Below are 20,630 nucleotides of genomic sequence, written 5' to 3' on the forward strand. Positions count from 1 at the left end.
GAGGGTAGTGGTTGCCTGGCGGCGTCGCAAATGCCGGTGGTCAGGGTAGGGCGGGCTGGCCGGATGCCTGGCAAACCTTCGGCACCGCAGCAAGCAGATGGATGTGCATCGAGGCAGTGCCGGCCACGTGGGCAAGGCGGCAATGGCCACGGGACTAAGCGCGGCTAACAAAACGTAGCGAGCAGTCGTCAGGTGGGTGCGGACGGCGCGGAGGAACCGGAATGTACGTGGGTACATGCCGATTCCGAGCACCGGCCGCGTCCGCCTGGCGGCTGCGCAGTCGTTTTGATAGCTGCTCCAAGCGGCCCCGGCCGCGCCGGCTCAAGTTGCCCGTCGCCTTGCCGTTATCTGGGGCGACCCACCGTCATCCGACCTGTCAGCCGATTCCTTCATGACCGCCCTGTCGCCGCCCGTCCCGATCCCCGCCAACGACGCCTTGCGCGTGGATGCGGTGCGCCGGCTGGGGGTGCTGGACACCGCGGCCGAAGCCGAATTCGACGACCTCGCCTGGCTGGCCGCGCATATCAGCGGTTCGCCGATGGCGCTGATTTCCCTGCTGGATGCCGACCGCCAGTGGTTCAAGGCGCGCTGCGGCACCGATCTGGAAGGCACGCCGCGTAGCGTGTCGTTCTGCTCGTACACGGTGATGGGCACCGACCTGCTGGAAGTGCCCGATGCCATCGCCGACCCACGGTTCACGCACAACCCGTTGGTGACCGCCGCGCCGGGCATTCGCTCCTATGTGGGCGTGCCGCTGATCGGCCGCGAGGGCTATGCCTACGGCACCTTGTGCATGCTCAGCACCAGGCCGCGCGTGCTCGACGAGAACCAGAAACAGGCCTTGATCCGGCTGGCGCGTCAGGCCGTCAATCAGCTGGAGGCGCGCCGCGACCGCCTGGATGCGCAGGCGCAGCGGCAGACCTTGAGCCTGTTGCTGGAAGCCATGCCCGATGGCGTGGTGGCCTGCGGCACCGACGGCCTGCTGCGCGAGTTCAATCATGCCGCGCGGCAATGGCACGGCACCGACCCGCGCGTGCTGCCACCGGCGCAATGGGCACAGCACTTCGATCTCTACGCCGCCGATGGCAGCACCGTGCTGCCCACCGACGCGATCCCGCTGGTACGCGCCTGGCGCGGCGAGCATGTGCGCAACGCCGAACTGGTGATCCGTGCCACCGGCCAGCCGCCACGCAGCGTGCTGTGCAACGCCGACCCCATCGATGGCGACCACGGCGTGGCCCTGGGCGCGGTGTGCGTGATGCACGACATTACCCAGCTCAAGGATGCCTCCGCCGCGTTGGCGGCCGAGCGCGCGCGCCTGCAGGCCCTGGTGGACGCCTCGCGCGATGTGGCCATCATCGTGTTCGACCCGCGCGGGCACATCGACGTGTTCAACCCTGGGGCCGAACGCTTGCTGGGCTACACCGCCGCCGAGGTCATGGGGCAGTGCCCGACACAATTCCATCTGCCCGAAGAACTCGCACGCCACCGCGCCACGCTGGCCGTGCCCGCGCCTTCGTATGTGGCATTGGCTGCCGCCGCAGCCGGTGACCTGCTGGAGCAGGAAGTGTGGACGCTACTGCGCAAGGACGGCAGCCAGCGCCGCGTGCGCTTGAGTTTCAACGTGATCCAGGACGCGCAGCAGGGCCTGACCGGCTACCTGGCGATGGCCATCGACGTCACCGCCGAACTGCAGGCGCAGGCTGCCGCACAGCTGGCCGCTAAGCGCTTCAGTGGCGCCTTTGACACCGCGCCGCAGGGCATGGCCATCGTCTCGCTGGAAGGCCGCTGGAGCGAGATCAACTCCGCGCTCTGCACCCTGTTGGGCTACTCACGCACGCAGCTGCTGGGCATGACCTTCCAGGACGTCACCCACCCGGACGATCTGGATGTGGATCTGGCCTTGCTCGGTGAGCTGCTGGACGGCAAGCGCAACAGCTACACCTTGTCCAAGCGCTATGTCAGCCGGCAGGGCGCGGTGCTATGGACGCTGCTGTCGGTGTCGTTGGTGCGCGATAGCGACGGCGCGCCGGTGCATTTCGTCTCGCAGGTGCTGGACGTCACCGAACAGCATGTCGCCGCCGAACGGCTTGCCGAAAGCGAAGCGCGGCTGCGGGCGATCAGCGACGCCACGCCCACGCTGGTCAGCCAGTTCGACGCCGCGCAGCGCTGCCTGTTCGCCAACGAGGCACACCGCAGCTGGCTGGGCGTGGACCCGAACAGTCTGGTCGGCTGCCACATCACCCGCCTGTTGGGCGACGACTTGGGCGAGCCGGTGTACGCCGCGCTCGCTGCGGCCGCCCGCGGCGAGCGCGCCACCTTCGACTACGTGCTGCAGGCCGGTGCAAGCGCACGCGATGTGGAGATCACCCTGGTGCCGGCAACCAAGGGCACGCAGGCGCAGGTGCAAGGGTTTTTCCTGATGGCGCAGGATGTCACCGCGCACAAGACCCTGCACCGCTTGATGCACGAGCGCGCCACCCGCGACGCGCTCACCGGCCTGCCCAATCGTCACGCCTGGTCGGAAGCATTGCAGACCGCGGTGACGCATGCACAGCAGCAGCACACCGCGGTGGCGGTGATGTTCCTGGACCTGGATGGCTTCAAGCGGATCAACGACGTGCACGGCCATCGCGCCGGCGACGCCGTGCTGGTGGCGTTCGGCCGCTGCCTGCAGCAGGCAGTAGGCACGCGCTATCTGGTGGCGCGGCTGGCCGGCGACGAATTCGTGGTGCTGCTGGACGACCTGCACGCCCCGGAGCGCGAATGCGCCGCCGTGGCCGAGCGCATCCGCAACGACGTGGCTGCCGGCACCACCTTCGGCGAGCAATGGCTGCCGATCCAGCCCAGCATCGGCGTGGCCTGGCAACGCGGCACCACCGCCGACACTGCCAGCCTGATGCACGCCGCCGATGAAGCGATGTATGCCGCCAAGCGTGCGCGCTGTGGCGATGGCGATACACCCACTGGGCGTGACGCGGCGCGCTGAGCTTCTGTGTGCGGTTGTACCGACGATGTCTGCATGCCGTGTCTTCTTCTCTTATCGGGAGAAGTGCCCGCAGGGCGGATGAGGGTGCGGCGCTGGATCAATCGAACCGTTGGTGCGCTGACAGCCGGTCAATGCGTTGTACGCATGAGTCGCGGCACTACACAGCAGCCATCACTTGCGTCAATACATGGCGAAACGCAGTCACCAGCAGCCGTTAGCAGCAAGCCGATCAACCACTTCCTTCTCCCGTCGGGAGAAGGTCCCCGCAGGGCGGATGAGGGTACGGGCCCCAGATCAATCGAATGGCAAGTCGAATGTGCATAGAACGGCTGCATTGCAAAAAGCAATCAAACACGTAAGCGCATGCCAGGTGCAGCGGTTGGCAGTTACTTCAATGCAACCGAACAACTGCGTCCATCTCGCCTGGAGAAGATGGCAGAAGAGTGTTGCCAAGCGCGTTGAGGGTACTGCCTCCGCACGAGGTATGGATTGTCAATGCTTCGTAGGTAGCAGATGCAGCAGGCGAATTTGGTCTGACATTGCAAACGCCAGAAGTGAAACACCAACGCTCAACCGAAAGCGCGGCAGAAACCGTGGCACTTCATTACAAGTCTGCTATCGCCTCGGCCCCGGAAGCTCACTAAGCGCCTGCTAGCGCACTGCACACCAACGTCCGCGGTGTGCAGTCCCCGCCTTATACAGAAAGTCAGGCGGCCTGTACGTGCCGCTGCCGCTGCTCGGCCTGCGCCGGCACCAAGCGGAACACCGACACTGCGCGCGTCAGCTCGGCGGCCTGATCTTCCAGGCTGCGCGCCGCGGCGGTGGCTTCTTCCACCAGCGCGGCATTTTGCTGGGTCATTTCGTCCAGTTGCATCACCGTGGTGCTGACCTGCTCGATGCCAGCGCTCTGTTCGGTACTGGCGGCGGTGATCTCGGCCATGATGTCGGTCACCCGCTTCACCGAACTCACCACCTCGGTCATGGTGCTACCGGCCTGTTCCACCAGGCCCGAGCCTTGCTCGACCTTTTCCACCGAGTCGGAAATCAGCTGTTTGATTTCCTTTGCCGCGCCAGCCGAGCGCTGCGCCAGTGCGCGTACTTCGCTGGCCACCACGGCAAAGCCGCGGCCCTGTTCGCCGGCACGTGCGGCTTCCACCGCGGCATTCAACGCGAGGATGTTGGTCTGGAACGCGATGCCGTCGATCACCCCGATGATGTCGGAAATGCGTGCGGACGATTGCGTGATCGCCAGCATGGTGCTGACCACTTCCTGCACCACGCGGCCGCCGCTTTCGGCTACGTCACCGGTGCCCTTGACCAGTTGATTGGCCTGGCGCGCGTTGTCGGCGTTCTGGCGCACGGTGGAGGTGAGTTCCTCCATGGACGCAGCGGTTTCTTCGAGGTTGGCGGCCTGATGCTCGGTCCGCGTGGACAGGTCGGAGTTGCCGCTGGCGATCTCGCCGGCCGCGGTGTTGATCATCTCTGCCGACTGCTGGATGCCTTGCACGATAGTAGTGAGCTGGATCGCGGTGCGGTTGGCCGCATTGGCCAGGCGCCCGAACGCACCTTCGTAATGCGATTCCACCCGCTGCGACAAATCGCCGTCGGCGATCGCGGCCATGATGCGGCCGACATCGTCCAGGCCGGCGTCGGCCTGCTGCATCAGGCGGTTGAGCGCCTGCACCATTTCCGCGAACGCGAACTGATAGCGCGCCTGGTCGCCACGTGCGGAGAAATCGCCGCGCGCGGCGGCATCGGCAAGTCGCGCGATATCGCCATTGATCGCCGACAGATTGGTCTTCACCGTGTCCAGCGCCTCATGCAGCGCCGCGCGCTGGCCGGGCAGGCGGCGCATGTCGCGGCGCAGATCGCCGCGGCCATAGTCGCTCATCACGTCCATCGCTTCGTTGATGGCGTCCAGGTGCTCGAACACCACTGTGTTCACACCATGCGCCAGGCTGCCGTAATCGCCGGGGAAATCCTCCGGGATGCGGTGCGCGATGTTTTCGCCCTGCTGCAGGCGGATCATGGTCTGCATCTCGCCGTTGAAGCGCTGCAGCTGGGTTTGCATCTGCGCCATGCTGTGCATCAGCTGGCCGGTTTCATCGCGCGACTCGACGCGGATGTCGTTGTCGAAGCGGCCCGAAGCAATCGCCTCGGCGGTGCGCGTTGCCGCACGCAGCGGTGCAGCCATGGCCGAGGCAATCAGCCAGCACAGGCCGATCACCATCGCCACCAGCACGCCGCCGATCAGCGTCAGCGTGCGGGTGAATCCCCACGCCTGCACCTGGATGTCTTCGGCGTACACGCCCATCACCAGCACCCAGTTCCAGGCCGGAAACACCTTGGCATAACTGATCTTGGGCAACTGCTCTTTCTTGCCGGGCTTGGGCGCGTCGTAGTAGCTGAAGCCATCGCCGCTGTCGATGGCGGTCTTGATGTCGCGGTAGACGTACTGCCCCGCGTCACTCTTGTAATCGGACATGTCCGTGCCGACCGGCCGCTTGGGATGCATCAGGATGCGCATCTGCGGGTCGACGATGAAGAAGTAATCCACGCCGTCATTGGTGCGCATGTCCGCCAGCGTGGTACGCGCCGCTTCCATGGCCTGTTGCTTGCTCAGCTCGCCGGCCTTCACCTTGTCGGCGTAGTGCTGCATCACCGTCAGGCCCATTTCCACTTCGGTCTTGACGCTGAGCTTGCGTGCTTCCACAAGATCCAGGTATTGCAGACGCGCTGCGGCAACCGCCAGCAGGATCACGCCAACGGCGAGCAGCGTGCACAACAGGACGAACTTGCGGGTGAGCGGGAGATTGGCAACATGCCGGCGCAACGAACTGACGAGATACATGAAGGATGTCCACAAAGACGTGGGAGCGTTGTCGTGGATATCGGCTGTTTCACGCGGCGATTTAATGCTAGCTGCGGCCGCGCCTGCTTGTCTGCAGCCGCACGGAAACCCGTAGGAGCGCCCTTGGGCGCGATGGGCGTTATCGGGAATGCCTCATCGCGCCCGAGGGCGCTCCTACGGGGCATCGCGTGTGATTGGATTGCTGCGTGATGCATCCGATCGAGCAGCGCTGTTGCCGTCACGACATGTGCGAATGCTGATTCGAACGCGCTCCGAGGTTGCAGCTTCGTAGGAGCGCCCTTGGGCGCGATGGGCTTTATCGGGAATGCCTCATCGCGCCTGAGGGCGCTCCTACAGGAATATTGCGTGTTCTGCGGCGTTGCGCTTCGATCCGGGCTGTCGCTGCGATCTTGCGGCGTCTTCGTCAACCAGATGACCGTGCAGATGCTCTACGACGTTCCGACGCCAAAAAAACGTAGGAGCGCCCTTGGGCGCGATGGGGCGTTATCGGGAATGCCCATCGCGCCCAACGGCGCTCCTACGAAGTCGTGGGTTAAGCGCTGCAGGTGGTCATCAACCTGCTACGCCGCGCCTCCACAATTCCACTGCATGTTGCAGAGGTAGCGGGCACGGGAGCCGTACCCGCCACAGTGCACTCAGCTCGCGGCGCAGAAGCCGAACTCGGCGGTGGCGCCGGCTGCCAGGGTGCGGTTGAAGTCCACGCCGCTGGCCCTGAGCGTGCTGCCGCTCTGCGACCAGGTCGCATTCCAGGCGTTGTTGACCGTGCCGGTGACCGGCACCGCGATCGACCAGGTGCCGCTGGCGGTGCCGGTGTTGGTCACCTGCACGCGGTTGCAATAGCCACCGTTCCAGCTGTTGTCCACGATCACCTTGGTGCTGAAGGTGCTGGTGCCCGGGGTGGGCGTCGGCGTGGGGGTAGGCGTCGGTGTCGGTGTGGGCGTCGGTGTGGGCGTAGGTGTGGGAGTCGGCGTTGGCGTGGTATCGCCGGCGGTGCCCCACAGCGTGCGCAGCAGGGTCATCTTGTCCTGGCGCACACTGGTCCAGTCATCGCGCAGGATGCCGCCGGTGTCGCCGCTGTTGGGATTCCACGACCAGTAGAAGCCCTGGTTGATGCCCTTGCTGCGCAGGTACTTCACCAGCGCGTCCTGCCAGGTCTTGTCGCGCGCATCGCCTTCGCCGTACTTGCCACCGAACTCGCCCAGCAACAGCGCGTGCGTGCCGGCGAACTGGCCGAAATGGCGGTCCCAGATGGCCGGCATGTTGTTGGGGAAGTTGCTGTCGTTGAAGTACGACTGCACGAACACGTCGGGGCCGTACACGTGCGGGGCCAGCAGCAGGCGGTTGGCCGGGATGTTGAGCGGGGTGCAGGCCAGCGGCTGCAGGTTGCCGCCCCAGAAGATGCCGCCGTTGGTGGAGCACACCGGGTTGTCGGTGATGCCTTCCACCGCGATCAGCCATTTCGGCGCGACCGCCAACACCGCGGCCGAGCCGCGCTCGGCAGCCTTGTTCCAATCGGTGGCAGCGTTGCCGGTGCCCCAGGTGGCGGCGCCGTGCGGTTCGTTCTTCAGATCCAGGCCGAGCACATACGGCACGTTCTTGTAGCGGTTGGCCACAAAGCGCAGGTCGGCCAGCCACTGTGCCTCGGTATAGGAGCCGGTGTACCAGAGCTCGGAAATGCCGGCGCAATCGGGGGTGTGGTGATCCAGCAGCACGTACATGCCGCGCGCGTTGAATTCGGCGATCACCTTGTCGAGGATCTGCAGCGAGGTCAGGCCCTGCAGGTCGGCGTTGCGGCTGTAGTCGATGCTGGTCGGCATGGTGTCGCTGCGCAGCGTGGCCGGGCAGAACGGCAGGCGCACGGCGTTGAAGCCCAGGCCCTGCATCTGCACGATCATGTCCTTCCAGTTGCGTGCCCACAGGCCATGCATCACGTGGTTGCCGGTTTCGAAGCCGAACACGTTCACGCCCTTGAGCTGCACGACCTTGCCGCTGTCGTCGACGATCTGCCTGCTGCTGTTGATGGAATAGCTGAAGGCCGGCCCGGCGGCCAGTGCGAGGGCGGTGGCCAAAGCGAGTGTGCTTGCGGTCCTGAACATGGACATGGTGGTCTCCCTAGAGAACCGGGCTCGACAACCGAGCGCGGTAAGGCGGGCATCTTGGTCTGTGCGCGCGTCGGGTGGCGTGATCGTCCCCACAGAAAACACCATTGCCGCACCGATCACATCGCGGCTGCGGGAGCGGTCGCTTTCCCGCACACTAGTGCCCCCTGCGCACTGTCCGCAGGACTGTCGTCCTTGTCCCTGGAGTGTCCCCCCCATGTCCTTCCTGCGCACCGAACTGGCGCAATGGCGCGCCTCGCCTGCGCGCGAACTGATGGCTGGCGCCGTTGCCACGTTCGCCCTGATTCCCGAAGTCATCGCCTTTGCGTTCGTTGCAGGCGTGGACCCGCAGGTCGGCTTGTTCGCGTCGTTTGTGATCGGCATCGTGATCGCCTTTTGTGGCGGACGGCCGGCGATGATTTCCGCAGCCGCCGGCTCGGTGGCGCTGGTGGCTGCGCCGCTGGTGGCCACGCACGGGCTGCCGTATCTGCTCGCCGCCGGGCTGCTTGCCGGGCTGGTGCAGATCGTGTTCGGGCTGCTGCGCCTGGGCGTGCTGATGCGCTTTGTCAGCAGCTCGGTGCGGACCGGGTTCGTCAACGCGCTGGCGGTGCTGATCTTCGCCGCGCAGCTGCCGCATCTGCTCGGCGCCAACCCCACCACCTGGGTCACGCTGGGCGTGGGCCTGGCCATCATCTACGGCCTGCCGCGGTTGCGGCTGCCCGGTGTCTCGGCCATTCCGTCGCCGCTGCTGTGCATCCTGTTGCTCACGGTGGCCAGCAGCGCGCTGCACCTGCCGCTGAAGACCGTGGCCGACCTGGGCAAGCTGCCCACCGCGCTGCCGTTCCTGCAATGGCCCGGCGTGCCGTTGACGCTGGAGACCTTGCGCATCATCGCGCTGCCGGCGCTGGCCATTGCAATGGTGGGCCTGCTCGAATCGATGATGACCGCGCGCGTGGTCGACGAACTCACCGACACGCCCAGCAACAAGAACCGCGAATGCACCGGCCTGGGCCTGGCCAATGCGGCCGCCAGCCTGTTCGGCGGCATCGCCGGCTGCGGCATGATCGGGCAGACCGTGGGCAACGTGAAATACGGCGGCCGCGGCCGGCTGTCGACGCTGTTTGCCGGCGTGTTCCTGCTGATCCTGATGGTGTTGCTCAAGCCGTGGGTGTCGCAGGTGCCGGTGGTGGCATTGGTGGCGATCATGGTGATGGTCTCGGCCGAGACCTTCGACTGGCGCTCGCTGCGCACCGTGATCACCCATCCGCGCACCTCCAGCGTGGTGATGCTGGCCACGGTCGCAGTGACCCTGGCCACCCATAACCTGGCCGCTGGCGTGGCGGTGGGCGTGCTGCTGAGCGGGGTGTTCTTCACCTTCAAGGTGTCCGGGCTGCTGCAGATCGTCCCCAGCGACGCGGCCAACGGGCTGCGCACCTACAGCGTGCGCGGGCAGGTGTTCTTCGCCTCGGCCGATGTGTTCATCGACGCCTTCGATGCCCGCGACGTGCCCGGCCAGCAGGTCATCATCGACGTGACCCGCGCGCACTTCTGGGACATCACCGCGGTGGCGGCGCTGGACAAGGTGGTGCAGCGCCTGCGCCACCATGGTTTGCAGGTCCAGGTGCAGGGCCTGAATGCCGCCAGCCGGCGGCTGATGCAGGCCCACGCCCTGGGCGAGGATGCGCTGGAATCGGCGCTGCCCTGAGCCAGGCTCGGCCCCTGCAGCCGCACGGCGTCAGGGGCCGGCAACGACGGGATTGACCTTGCTGGCCGCGCGCTGAGCGGGGCCGGGCAGCGGACTCAAGTTCGCCCCCCAGACGCCGATGAACCGACATCTCTGATTGCGGTGATCTGTCGTGATGCCAGTGCGTACCCGCCACAGGCCTGAGCCTGCCTGCCACCGGTGTTCCCGGCGGGCGGCGGTGCGTGCGGTGCCGCCACCATGACCGAAGCGCCCCTGCTGGAGCGGATGGTCGACCTGACCGCCATCCGCGACGCCGATCTGCTCGACCTCACCCTGCTGCGCACCGTGCGCGAAGTGTGTGCGGCTGAAGAATTGTCGCTTCTGCGCATCGCCCCCGATGGCCGCAGCATGGCCGAAACCCGGTTGCGCGAGGACGGCCGGCTGTCGCTGACGGTGGCCGAGATCCACGACGCCGCCACGCGCGCGCTGCTGGCGAGCGTGCGCGGCCCGGGCGAAGTGGTGCAGCTGCAGCACGACGGCCGCGCGCTGCTGGTCTACCCGATGATGGAAGCGCGCGGCATCCGCACCTGTCTGCGCGTGGGTGGCACGCAGGCCCCCGGCGCTGCCGAGCAGCTCTTGCTGCAGGGCTTTGCACGCTTTTTCCAGAACTACCGCAGCCTGCTCGACGACGCCCAGCGCGACGCACTCACCGGCCTGCGCAACCGCAAGACCTTCGACGACATGATCCTGCGCCTGTTCGCCGCCAACGCGGATGGCGCGCAGGAGAACGCGGTGTGGCTGGGCATCGTGGACATCGACCATTTCAAGCGCGTCAACGACACCTTCGGGCATTTGTATGGCGACGAGGTGCTGCTGCTGGTGGCCCAGCTGATGCAGCGCTGCTTCCGCCAGGACGATCTGCTGTTCCGTTTCGGTGGCGAGGAGTTCGTGATCGTGCTGCGCGGGGTGGACCGCGACACCGCGGTGAGCCTGTTCGAGCGCTTCCGGCGCGCGGTGGCCGAGCACAGTTTCCCGCAAGTGGGCACGGTGACCCTGAGCACCGGCATCGTCGAACTCAGCGATGGCCGGCTGATCAGCCAGATGCTGGACGAAGCCGACAAGGCGCTGTACTGGGCCAAGCAGCACGGCCGCAACCGCGCGGCGGTGTACAGCGAACTGATCGCCAGCGGGCAGATGCAGCGGGTGGACCAGCAGACCGGTAGCGTGGATCTGTTCTGAGCCTGCATGGCGCGCCGTTGACGGCACGCCATGCGCTCAGAAATTCGCGCGCAGGTTGAACAGCAGCCGCCGCGGTTCGCCCCAATAGCCGGAATTGAAGAAGCCCACGTTGCGGTAATAGACCTTGTCGAACAGGTTGGTCACCGTCACGCCCACGCTCAGCTGTTCGTTGATGCGGTAGCGGCCCATCAGATCCACCAGTAGATAGCCGCCCTGGGTGACCCGCCCGCTGCGTGTGATCGGTGCGCCGGCCGCGGTGAAGCGCCCGGTGGGAATGGCCTGGTTCTGATACACCGCGCTCTGCCAGCTGATCCCGCCGCCCAGGGTCCAGTCGCCGAACCGGTAGGTGGTGTTGAAGCGCGCCAGGTGCATCGGGCTGGTGGTGAACACCCGCGCGCCACGCTGGTCGGTGCTGTAGGCGTAGGTGTAGCCGCCGGTCATGCTCCAGTCCGGGGTGATCGCGCCGGAGACTTCGAACTCGCCGCCCCAGGTTTCCACGCCCGACACCGCGCGATACGCAGAGCTGCCATCGGGCAGGCTGTTGGGCGCCACTTCCGGATCGATTTCGGCCACGTTGTCCTGTTGCATGTGGAAGCCGTTGAGCGCGGCGTAGAGCGCACCGCCAAAGAACTCGCCCTTGAAGCCGTACTCGAGATTGGCACCCACCACCGGATCCAGTTGCTGGTTGGTGCGGTCGCGCAGGTTCTGTGCCTGGAACACATCCGAGTACGACACAAACGCCGAGAGGTGCCGGCTCAGGTCGTAGATCGCGCCCAGGTACGGGGTGAGCGCATCGGCGTCGTAGTCGGTGCTGCGTCCGGTGAACTGATTGGCCGGCGAATAGTTGTCCGTGGCGGTGTTCCAGCTGGAATACCGCGCACCGCCGATCAGCTTCAACGCATCGGTGGGATTGAGCCGCACGGCCGCGTAATAGCCGGTTTCCTGCGTGTTGGTGATGCTGCTGGGGATGCCGGCATTGGTGGTGGTCGGCCGGCCCACATCGCCATTCCAGTCGAAGATGCTGGGGAAGGCGGTCAGGCTGTAAGGACGCGCGGTGATGGCGGTGCGCAGCGTGCCGAGATCGCGGTCGTAGTGATTGGCGCCGACCACCAGCTCGTGCGCACGGCCCAACCACTGGAACTGGCCGGAAGCGTAGAGATCCAGCGCGTTCTCGCGGGTTTCCGACACGCCGTAGGTGTCGGACACGCGCAATCCCAACCCGGTGCGCGCATCGGCGAACGAGGCGCTGTTGGAGCCGGCAAACAGCAGGCTGTCGGTATCGGTGGCGCGATGGTTGTAGGCAAGCCGCCCGCTCCAGCCGCCGGCAAATTGCTGTTCCAGCGTTGCGAAGACATTGGTGCTTTCGCGCTCCCACCGGTTCCAGCGTGCTGCGGCGCTGTAGGAGCGCGGCAGCCGTGCCGGTGTGCCATCGCTGAAGAACAGCGGCGCGGCACTCCACGCACCGCCATCGGAATGCGTGGCGAGATGGTCGATGCCCACGCGCAGCCGCGTGCTGTCGGTGAGGTCGGCTTCGAGCACGCCGTACACGCTGGGCGAGCGGTCCTGCTGGAAGCGCACCCAGCTGTCCTTTTCGGTGTAGGCGCCCACCACGCGGCCGCGCACGCGCCCGCCGGAGGTCAGCGGGCCGGCAACGTCCAGCTCGGCGCGGCGGTAATCCCATGAGCCAACATTGAGGCTGGTACTGGCCTGGAATTCCGTGGTGGGGCGCTTGCGCACCATGTTGACGGTGGCCGATGGATTACCCGAGCCGGTCACCAGGCCACTGGCGCCGCGCACCACTTCGATACGCTCGTAGATCGAGGTGTCGCTGAGGATCGAATTGCCGCCCGCGCCGGTGGTGTAGTTGGTCGGCACGCCATCGAACATGAAGTTGTTGATCGCAAATCCGCGCGCAGCGAACAGCGTGCGGTTGCTGTCGTAGGACTGCACGGTGACGCCTGGCGTCTGCTGCAACACCTCGGCGATGGTGATGAGGTTGAAGTCTTCGATGCGCTGGCGGGTGAATACCGTCAGCGATTGCGGCGTCTCGCGCAGCGTCAGCGGCAACTTGGTGGCGGTATTGGTGCCCCGCACCTGGTAGCCCTCGGTGCGGCCGGTCACCAGCACCTGGTCCAGCGTGTTCGCTGTCGGTGCGGGGGCATTGTCCTGTGCATGCGCGGCGGTGGCACACAACGCACAGGCGCACTGCAGCGCCAGCAACAAGCGGGAGTGGGCGCGCACGGAGCGCAGCAGGGCAACGGGCATGGACACACTCGGCAACGAAGGGGAGGGCACGCGCATGCGCCAGGCACGGCGTTGCGGCCGCAAGGGGGCAGGCACATTGCGCAACGCGTAAGTGAGAATGAATATTATTAAAGTTGCGCGCGGGCGTCGAGTACGTGCGTGCTGTGCAACCCATCCAATGGCACGTGGCGTCGCCGCGCGGTGGCCTACACTCCGGGGCTGTCTTTGATTACACCGGGGTGCTGCAGTGAAGCGAGTTGGACTGGGAATGCTGGCAAAGGCGGTCTCCACCGCACTGATGGCGGCAACGCCGACATTCGATGGCGCGCGCATCTCGCGTGACGTCAAGGAGCTGGCCTCCGACGCCTATGAAGGCCGCGGCCCGGCCACTGCCGGCGAAGAAAAGACCATTGCCTACCTGAGCACGCAGTTTGCCGCGGCCGGTTTGCAGCCCGGTGGCGATCTCGCCGATGGCAAGCGCCTGTGGACGCAGGCAGTGCCGCTGCGGCGCGCCGATATCGTGGGCACGCCGCGTATTGCAGTGCAGGGCGGCAGCGCGCCGCAGACCCTGACCCAAGGCAAGGAGATCGCGATCCGCGCGGCAATGGACGGCTCGTCCAAGGTCGATATCGCCAACGCGCCGCTGGTGTTCGTCGGCTATGGCGTCAAGGCGCCGGAGCGCGACTGGGACGACTTCAAGGGTGTCGACCTCAAGGGCAAGATCGCCGTGGTGCTGATCAACGACCCGGATTTCGAGACCGGCAAGGGCGCCTTCGATGGCAAGGGCATGACCTACTACGGCCGCTGGACCTACAAGTACGAAGAGGGTGCGCGCCAGGGCGCACTCGGCGTGCTGGTGGTGCATGAAACCGCGCCGGCCTCCTACGGCTGGGACACCGTGGCCAGCTCCAACACCAACACCATGTTCGATGTGGTGCGCGACAACCCGCGCGCCGCGCATCCCACCTTGGAAGGCTGGGTCCAGCGTGATCTGGCCGCGCGTCTGTTCACGCAGGCCGGCCTGGATTTCGACACCTTGAAGAAGCAGGCGCAGACCCGCGCATTCAAGCCGGTGGAACTCAAGGGGCAACGCTTGAGTGCCAGCTACACGGTCAAGTCGGATGTGATCACCTCGCACAACGTGGTCGCTCGCCTGGAAGGCAGCACCCATCCCGACGAGACGCTGATCTACAGCGCGCACTGGGACCACATCGGCGTGGGCAAGCCCGATGCACGCGGCGACACCATCTTCAACGGCGCGCTGGACAACGCCAGCGGCACGGCCGCATTGCTGGAGCTGGCACGCGGCTTCGCCAAGGGGCCGAAGCCGGAGCGCTCGGTGGTGTTCCTGGCGGTCACCGCCGAGGAAAAGGGCCTGCTCGGTTCGGAGTTCTACGCCTCCAAGCCGCTGTACCCGCTGGCGACCACGGTGGCGGTGATCAACATGGACGGCATGAACCCGTTCGTGCCCTCGCGCGATTTCGGTATCTACGGCACCGCCAAGCTGGAGTTGCTGGATCAACTCAAGACCGTCGCCGGGCAGTGGAAGCTGCGCTACACGCCCGATCCCAAGCCGGAGGCGGGCTACTTCTTCCGCTCCGATCATTTCTCTTTCGCCAAGCGTGGCGTGCCGGCGTTGTCGTATGCGGCCGGCCAGGATTGGGAAGTGGGCGGCGTGGCCGCAGGCAAGGCCGCATCGGACGACTACACCGCCAAGCGCTATCACCAGCAGGGCGATGAGTGGAAGCCGGACTGGACCTTCGCCGGTGCCGCACGCGATCTGGGCATCCTCTACGCCCTGGGCCAGCAGCTTGCCGATGCGCGTACCTGGCCGAACTGGAGCAGCGATTCGGAATTCCGCGCCACCCGCGACACCAGTGCGGACGCGCGTAAGTAACGCCGTGTAGCGACGCTGCTGCGTCACTATGTGGAGATGTAGGCTGCCGGCGCTCACTGCGCCGGCAGTAGCGCGCAGAGTTCGCCTGCGCGTTGCGGAGTGGTAGGCAAGGTTGCGTCAGCGATGGAGCACGCAGTGCGGCAATGGGAAGCCGTCCTGTGTGCATCGGCCCAGGCGTGCGTGGCATGGCGACGCACGGGCGAAGCCAGCTCCCGCAATAGAACTGACGCCGCAATGTAGTTCGCGTGCTACCACCGCTGCCGATTGCACGGCCGGGATTCGGTGCATGCATCCCAGGCGAGTGAGCTACCGCCACGCGCATGTTCTGCAGTCTCCGAACAACAAGCAGGCTCCAAGCAACAAGCGTTGGAGAAAGGCATCCGCACAACCACAGCACCGTTGTGAGTGGATTGTGGCGCGCATCCTCATCGCCGCCGCTCGGCAGCATGCGCATGAGCTGGCCTGCGCGCTCAACTATCCAGCCCAACCGCAACGTAGTGAGGGATGACGCCCCACCCACGACACCCACATCTGTCCAAGGTGCATGCGTGCAGCACACCATCGACACCGCGCAGTCGCTGACATCGGCAAACACGAGGCAACTGCCGCAGCACGCCCGCCCACAGGCAGTTGCTCCCAAACGTGACCATGCGCATGTCGCCTTCACCGCGCTCAGGTAAGGTCGGCGCAATCGCAGGCGGTGAGTGGAATGGAACAACAGCAACTCGTGTTTCTGGTCATCCTTGTGGTGGCACTGGTGCTGTTCATCAGCGAAAAGCTGCGGGTCGACCTGGTGGCCATGCTGGCGACGCTGGCGTTGACTCTCACCGGCATCCTCACCCCGACCCAGGCCTTGTCCGGGTTTTCCAGTGAGCCGGCGATCATTGTCGCGGCGGTGTTCGTGTTGTCGGCCGGCTTGTCGGCCACCGGCATCACCGACCGCATTGGCGCGGCGATCGGGCGCGCCGCCGGCGGGCGCGAGTGGCGCGCCATCGCGGTCACCATGCCGGCCACCGCGGCCCTGGCGGCGTTTTCGCACCATCTGATGATCACCGCGATGATGTTGCCGGTGATGATGCGGCTGGCCCGCGAGCAGAAGCTGGCTGCCTCGCGGCTGTTGATGCCGATGTCGCTGGCGGCCTCGCTGGGCACTACCTTGACCCTGATCAGCGCGCCGGCCTTTCTGCTCGCCAATGCCGCGCTGGAACGCGGCGGCCACGGGCGTCTGGACCTGTTCGCCATCACCCCGATCGGCGCGGTGCTGGTCGGCGTGGGCATGCTCTACATGCTCGCCGGGCGCTGGCTGCTGCCCAAGCGGCAGGGCGAAGACGATGGCGGCGCGGACTATCTGCGCCTGGAGCGCTATTACACCGAACTGCTGGTCGACGCCGATGCGCCCTGGGTGGGCCGGCCGTTGGCCGAGTTCGAGGCCGCGTTCACCGAACGGCTGCAAGTGGTGGATTGGTTGCGCAACGGCATGCGCCGGCGTCGCAGCAGCAACGAGGGCCTGCTGCGCGCCGGCGATGTGCTGCTGGTGCGCGCCTCGCCGGACGAGATCGCCTCGGTCAAGGATGAGCCGGGTTTGTCGTTGCATGCGGTGGCCAAGTACGGCGAGCAGCCGCGCGAGGATCGCGCCGACCCGCAGCGTCCACACGAGGCACTGGGCGAAGAGCAGCTGGTGCAGGCGGTGGTGGCACCGCATTCGGAATTCGTCGGGCGCTCGGTGTCGCGCATCGATTTCCTGCACACCATGGGCGTGGTGGTGGTCGGGCTGTGGCGCAAGGAAGGCTGGCTGCATGGCGAGTTGTCCGAGCTGCAGCTGCAGGAAGGCGACCTGCTGGTGTTGTGGGGCCGTCAGCACACCTTCCAGCAACTGTCCCAGCACCGCGGCTTCTTGATGCTGATGCCGTTCGACGGCCGCCGCAGCCGGCGCCGGCGCGCACCGTTGGCAATGGCCATCATGCTGGCCGCCGTGGCGGCAGCCGCGGCCGAATGGCTGCCACCGCATATCGCGTTCCTGCTCGGCGCGGTGGCCATGGTGCTCACCCGTTGCGTGAGCATCGAACAGGCCTATGCCGAAATCGACGTGCGCATTTACGTGATGATCGCCGGGGTGATTCCGCTCGGCATGGCGATGGATCAGACCGGCACCGCGCGCTGGCTGGCCGAGCATGTGCTCGCGCACGCGCACGACCTGTCGCCGCTGAGCCTGCTGCTATTGATGTTTGCCGCCGCCGCATTGCTCACGCAGGTGTTGTCCGATGCCGCCACCACGGTGCTGTTGACGCCGGTGGCGCTGGCCCTGGCGCAGGGGCTGGGATTGCCGCCGATTCCGTTCGTGGTGTGCACCGCGATGGGCGCGGTGGCCTCGTTCCTCACCCCGATCGGCCACCACGGCAACCTGCTGATCCTCAATCCCGGCCAGTACCGGTTTGCCGATTTCCTGCGCGTGGGCGTGCCGCTGACGGTGTTGATCGCGTTTGCCTCCGCATGGATGGCGCGCTATCTGTGGCTGGGCGGGCCGTTGCTGCCCTTCGCCTGGCCGTGACAGCCGGCGCGCCAGGCTGCAATCTGTTGGGGTAGCGTTCGGTCGCTGCGGCGTAGTCTGCCGCGCGGTCCTCGTCGGGAGGGGCGAAGGCCGCAAACGGTGGCCTTCGGTTCCTTTAACGAACGATTCTTTAGGATGAGCTGCGACGTGAAGTCGCAGCCAGGAGAGCTTGTGCATTGGAGTTGTTCTACTGCGACGTCGTCGCACACCGTCGGGATCGCCCGTAACACGGTGCGCGTGGCAACGTTGCCGCGCACGCCATTGGCCATCTCGTTTCAGCCCGCAATGTCGCCGCAGATGCGCGACGGGCAGCCCTGATGGACGGCACCGTGACCCTTTCCCCTGCACCAACCGATCTACCTCCCGTCTCCAGCCTCGATGCCGGCCAGCCCACGCTGCCGCCGGAAGCGCCGCTGGCAATGCCCGAACAATCCCTGCGCGAAGGCAGCCTGCAGGTACGCCACCAGCGCACCTCGCCGATGGGCATCGGCCTGCGCCGCTTCTATCTGATCGGCGGCACGCTGACCGCCACCGCGGTGGCGGTGTGGGTGATGCTCAGCGTGCTGTGGCCCGGCGGCTTCAGCGTGCTGGAAGGCTGTTTGCTGGGCCTGTTCGTGCTGCTGTTTGCCTGGATTGCGATGTCCTTCGCCAGCGCGGTGGCCGGCTTCATCACCGTGGTCGCACGCGCCGGGCGCAAGCTCGGCATCGATCCGGATGCGCCGTTGCCCAGCCTGCACACGCGCACCGCGTTGCTGATGCCCACCTACAACGAAGACCCGCGCCGCCTGTTGGCCGGCCTGCAGGCGATCTACGAATCAGTGGCAGAAACCGGGCAACTGGAGCACTTCGATTTCTTCGTGCTCAGCGATACCACCCGCGAGCACATCGGCCGCGCCGAAGAACAGGTGTATGCCGAACTGTGTGACAGCGTCGGCGGGCATGGCCGCATCTTCTACCGCCGCCGCGCCGACAACGCCGCGCGCAAGGCCGGCAACGTGGCCGACTGGGTGCGCCGTTTTGGCGGCAACTACCCGCAGATGCTGATCCTGGACGCCGACAGCGTGATGACCGGCGACACCATCGTGCGCCTGGTCGCCGGCATGGAAGACAACCCGGACGTGGGCCTGATCCAGACCTTGCCGGCGGTGGTGAACGGGCAGACCCTGTTCGCCCGCATGCAGCAGTTCGGCGGCCGCGTGTACGGGCCGATCATCGCCTTCGGCGTGGCCTGGTGGCATGGCGCGGAAAGCAATTACTGGGGCCACAACGCGATCATCCGCACCCAGGCGTTTGCCGATCACGCCGGGCTGCCGTCGCTGCGTGGGCGCAAGCCCTTCGGCGGCCATGTGCTCAGCCATGACTTTGTCGAAGCGGCACTGATGCGGCGCGGCGGCTGGGCCATGCACATGGTGCCGTACCTGCAGGGCAGCTACGAAGAAGGCCCGCCCACGCTCACCGACCTGCTGGTCCGCGACCGCCGCTGGTGCCAGGGCAACCTGCAGCACGCCAAGGTGGTAGGCGCCAAGGGCCTGCACTGGATCAGCCGCATGCACATGATGATCGGCATCGGGCATTACTTCACCGCGCCGATGTGGGGCATGTTGATGCTGGTGGGCATCGGCATTCCGCTGGCGGGCGCCGGCATCGATCTTGCGCAGGGCCTGCCGTTCTCGCCGGCGCGCTACTGGCACGGCAGCAGCGACGGCAACGCGATCTGGATCTTCGTCTGCACCATGTTCGTGCTGCTCGCGCCCAAATTGCTTGGCTACATCGCCTTGCTGCTCAACCCGCGCGAACGCCGCGCCTGCGGGGGTGCGATCCGCGCCGCGTTGAGCATCCTGCTGGAAACCGTGCTGGCGGCCTTGATGGCGCCGGTGGTGATGTACCTGCAATCGCGCGGCGTGTTCGAAGTGCTGGCCGGCAAGGATTCGGGCTGGGACGCGCAGGTGCGCGACGACGGCAAGCTGTCGTGGCCGGCGCTGATCCGCAGCTACGGCGGCCTGAGCGTGTTCGGCCTGTTCATGGGCACGCTGGCCTACCTGGTGTCGCCGTCGCTGGCGGCATGGATGGCGCCGGTGATCGTGGGCATGGTGGTGTCGATCCCGGTGGTGGCAGTGACCTCGCTGCGCCGCACCGGCCTGGCACTGCGCCGCGCCGGCATCTTCTGCATCCCCGAAGAACTCGACCCGCCCAAGGTGCTGGTGCGTGCGTCCGAACTGCGTCGCGCCGCTGCGCTCGAACCGCCGCTGATCTGAGCGGCCCACGGCGCGTGCCGCCGCGGCCGCGCTCGCTGGCAGGCAGCACCCCGCGCTGCTGGCGGCCTCGCGCAGCGCGCTGAGCGCACAGGGACGCAAGGCATAATGCCCAGCCCTGTCACCGGAAGGTGGATGATGCTGGACGTGATTGAACGCGAGACCGGACCGAACCCGCAGTGGGCGGTGATCTGGCTGCATGGCCTGGGTGCGGACGGCAGCGACTTCGCGCCGATGGTGCCGGAACTGGTGCGCCCGCAGTGGCCGGCGCTGCGCTTCGTGTTCCCGCATGCGCCAATCCGCCCGATCACCATCAACAACGGCGTGCGCATGCGCGGCTGGTATGACATCGTCGGCATGGACTTTGCCCAGCGCGCGGACAAGGTCGGCATCGCCGAGTCGGTGGCCCAGGTCGAGGCCTTGATTGCCAACGAACAGGCGCGCGGCATTGCGCCCGACCGCATCCTGCTGGCCGGCTTCTCGCAAGGCGGCGCGGTCACCCTGGCAGTGGGCCTGCAGCGTCGCGTGCCGTTGGCCGGGTTGATCGCCATGTCCACCTATCTGCCCGATCCGGCCGCCGCTGCCAGCCAACTGCAGCCGGGCGCGCTGGCGCAACCACTGTTCATGGCGCATGGCAGCGCCGACCCGGTGGTGCCTTACCGCGCCGGCGAACAGAGTGCGCAGGCCCTGCAGGCACTGGGGTTCACGCTGGAATGGCATAGCTACCCGATGGGCCACCAGGTCTGCGTGGAAGAGATCGACGCCCTGCGCGACTGGATGCAGGCGCGCTTCACCGCCGTCTGAGC

Annotated in this window: 9 protein-coding genes, 1 other RNA gene and 1 pseudogene; 7 read left to right on the top strand and 4 right to left on the bottom strand. The window is 66.4% G+C overall.

The genetic code is table 11. The features are described from left to right. Positions 1-162: 162 nt before the first annotated feature. Positions 163-237: non-coding RNA, sX9 sRNA (locus tag ACCQ09_RS03230), on the bottom strand. Between the two features lie 35 nt (positions 238-272). Between ACCQ09_RS03230 and ACCQ09_RS03235 the strand changes: the two are divergent. Beyond that, a pseudogene (locus ACCQ09_RS03235) lies at positions 273-2,989 on the top strand (sensor domain-containing diguanylate cyclase). A gap of 706 nt (positions 2,990-3,695) precedes the next feature. Here ACCQ09_RS03235 and ACCQ09_RS03240 read toward each other — a convergent pair. Together ACCQ09_RS03240 and ACCQ09_RS03245 are read right to left on the bottom strand one after the other, a co-directional pair. Beyond that, the gene (locus ACCQ09_RS03240; protein ID WP_197708547.1) at positions 3,696-5,822 is read right to left on the bottom strand and encodes a methyl-accepting chemotaxis protein; all 2,127 of its coding nucleotides are present in this window, start codon (positions 5,820-5,822) and stop codon (positions 3,696-3,698) included. A 674-nt stretch (positions 5,823-6,496) separates the two neighbouring features. Beyond that, on the bottom strand, positions 6,497-7,963 hold the full coding sequence (locus ACCQ09_RS03245; RefSeq protein WP_040940573.1) for a cellulase family glycosylhydrolase: 1,467 nt from the start codon (positions 7,961-7,963) through the stop codon (positions 6,497-6,499). A gap of 214 nt (positions 7,964-8,177) precedes the next feature. On the opposite strand from ACCQ09_RS03245, the gene ACCQ09_RS03250 reads away from it, so the two are divergent. Both ACCQ09_RS03250 and ACCQ09_RS03255 read left to right on the top strand, forming a co-directional pair. Continuing rightward, entirely contained in the window at positions 8,178-9,665 is a 1,488-nt protein-coding gene (locus tag ACCQ09_RS03250; RefSeq protein WP_040940574.1) for a SulP family inorganic anion transporter, read from the top strand. A gap of 237 nt (positions 9,666-9,902) precedes the next feature. After that, positions 9,903-10,883 (top strand): GGDEF domain-containing protein, encoded by a 981-nt coding sequence (locus ACCQ09_RS03255; RefSeq protein WP_040942220.1) that lies wholly within the window; start codon positions 9,903-9,905, stop codon positions 10,881-10,883. A 36-nt stretch (positions 10,884-10,919) separates the two neighbouring features. Here ACCQ09_RS03255 and ACCQ09_RS03260 read toward each other — a convergent pair whose 3' ends face one another. Further along, a complete protein-coding gene (locus ACCQ09_RS03260) occupies positions 10,920-13,148 on the bottom strand; it encodes a TonB-dependent siderophore receptor (protein WP_228428303.1) in 2,229 nt (742 codons plus the stop codon). A 226-nt stretch (positions 13,149-13,374) separates the two neighbouring features. On the opposite strand from ACCQ09_RS03260, the gene ACCQ09_RS03265 reads away from it, so the two are divergent. From ACCQ09_RS03265 to ACCQ09_RS03280, 4 genes are all read left to right on the top strand, one after another. Further along, complete coding sequence (locus ACCQ09_RS03265; RefSeq protein ID WP_040940575.1) at positions 13,375-15,024, top strand: M28 family metallopeptidase; 1,650 nt, start codon at positions 13,375-13,377, stop codon at positions 15,022-15,024. 709 nt (positions 15,025-15,733) lie between these two features. Continuing rightward, positions 15,734-17,572, top strand: coding sequence for an SLC13 family permease (locus ACCQ09_RS03270; RefSeq protein ID WP_040940576.1), 1,839 nt, complete (start codon positions 15,734-15,736; stop codon positions 17,570-17,572). Positions 17,573-17,889: 317 nt separating this feature from the next. Then, a complete protein-coding gene (mdoH, locus tag ACCQ09_RS03275) occupies positions 17,890-19,827 on the top strand; it encodes a glucans biosynthesis glucosyltransferase MdoH (protein WP_012437319.1) in 1,938 nt (645 codons plus the stop codon). Between the two features lie 132 nt (positions 19,828-19,959). Continuing rightward, entirely contained in the window at positions 19,960-20,628 is a 669-nt protein-coding gene (locus tag ACCQ09_RS03280) for an alpha/beta hydrolase (protein WP_019237217.1), read from the top strand. Positions 20,629-20,630: the final 2 nt, after the last annotated feature.

It is taken from the genome of Xanthomonas sp. NCPPB 2586 (genome assembly GCF_041475775.2).
Classification (GTDB): domain Bacteria; phylum Pseudomonadota; class Gammaproteobacteria; order Xanthomonadales; family Xanthomonadaceae; genus Xanthomonas; species Xanthomonas campestris.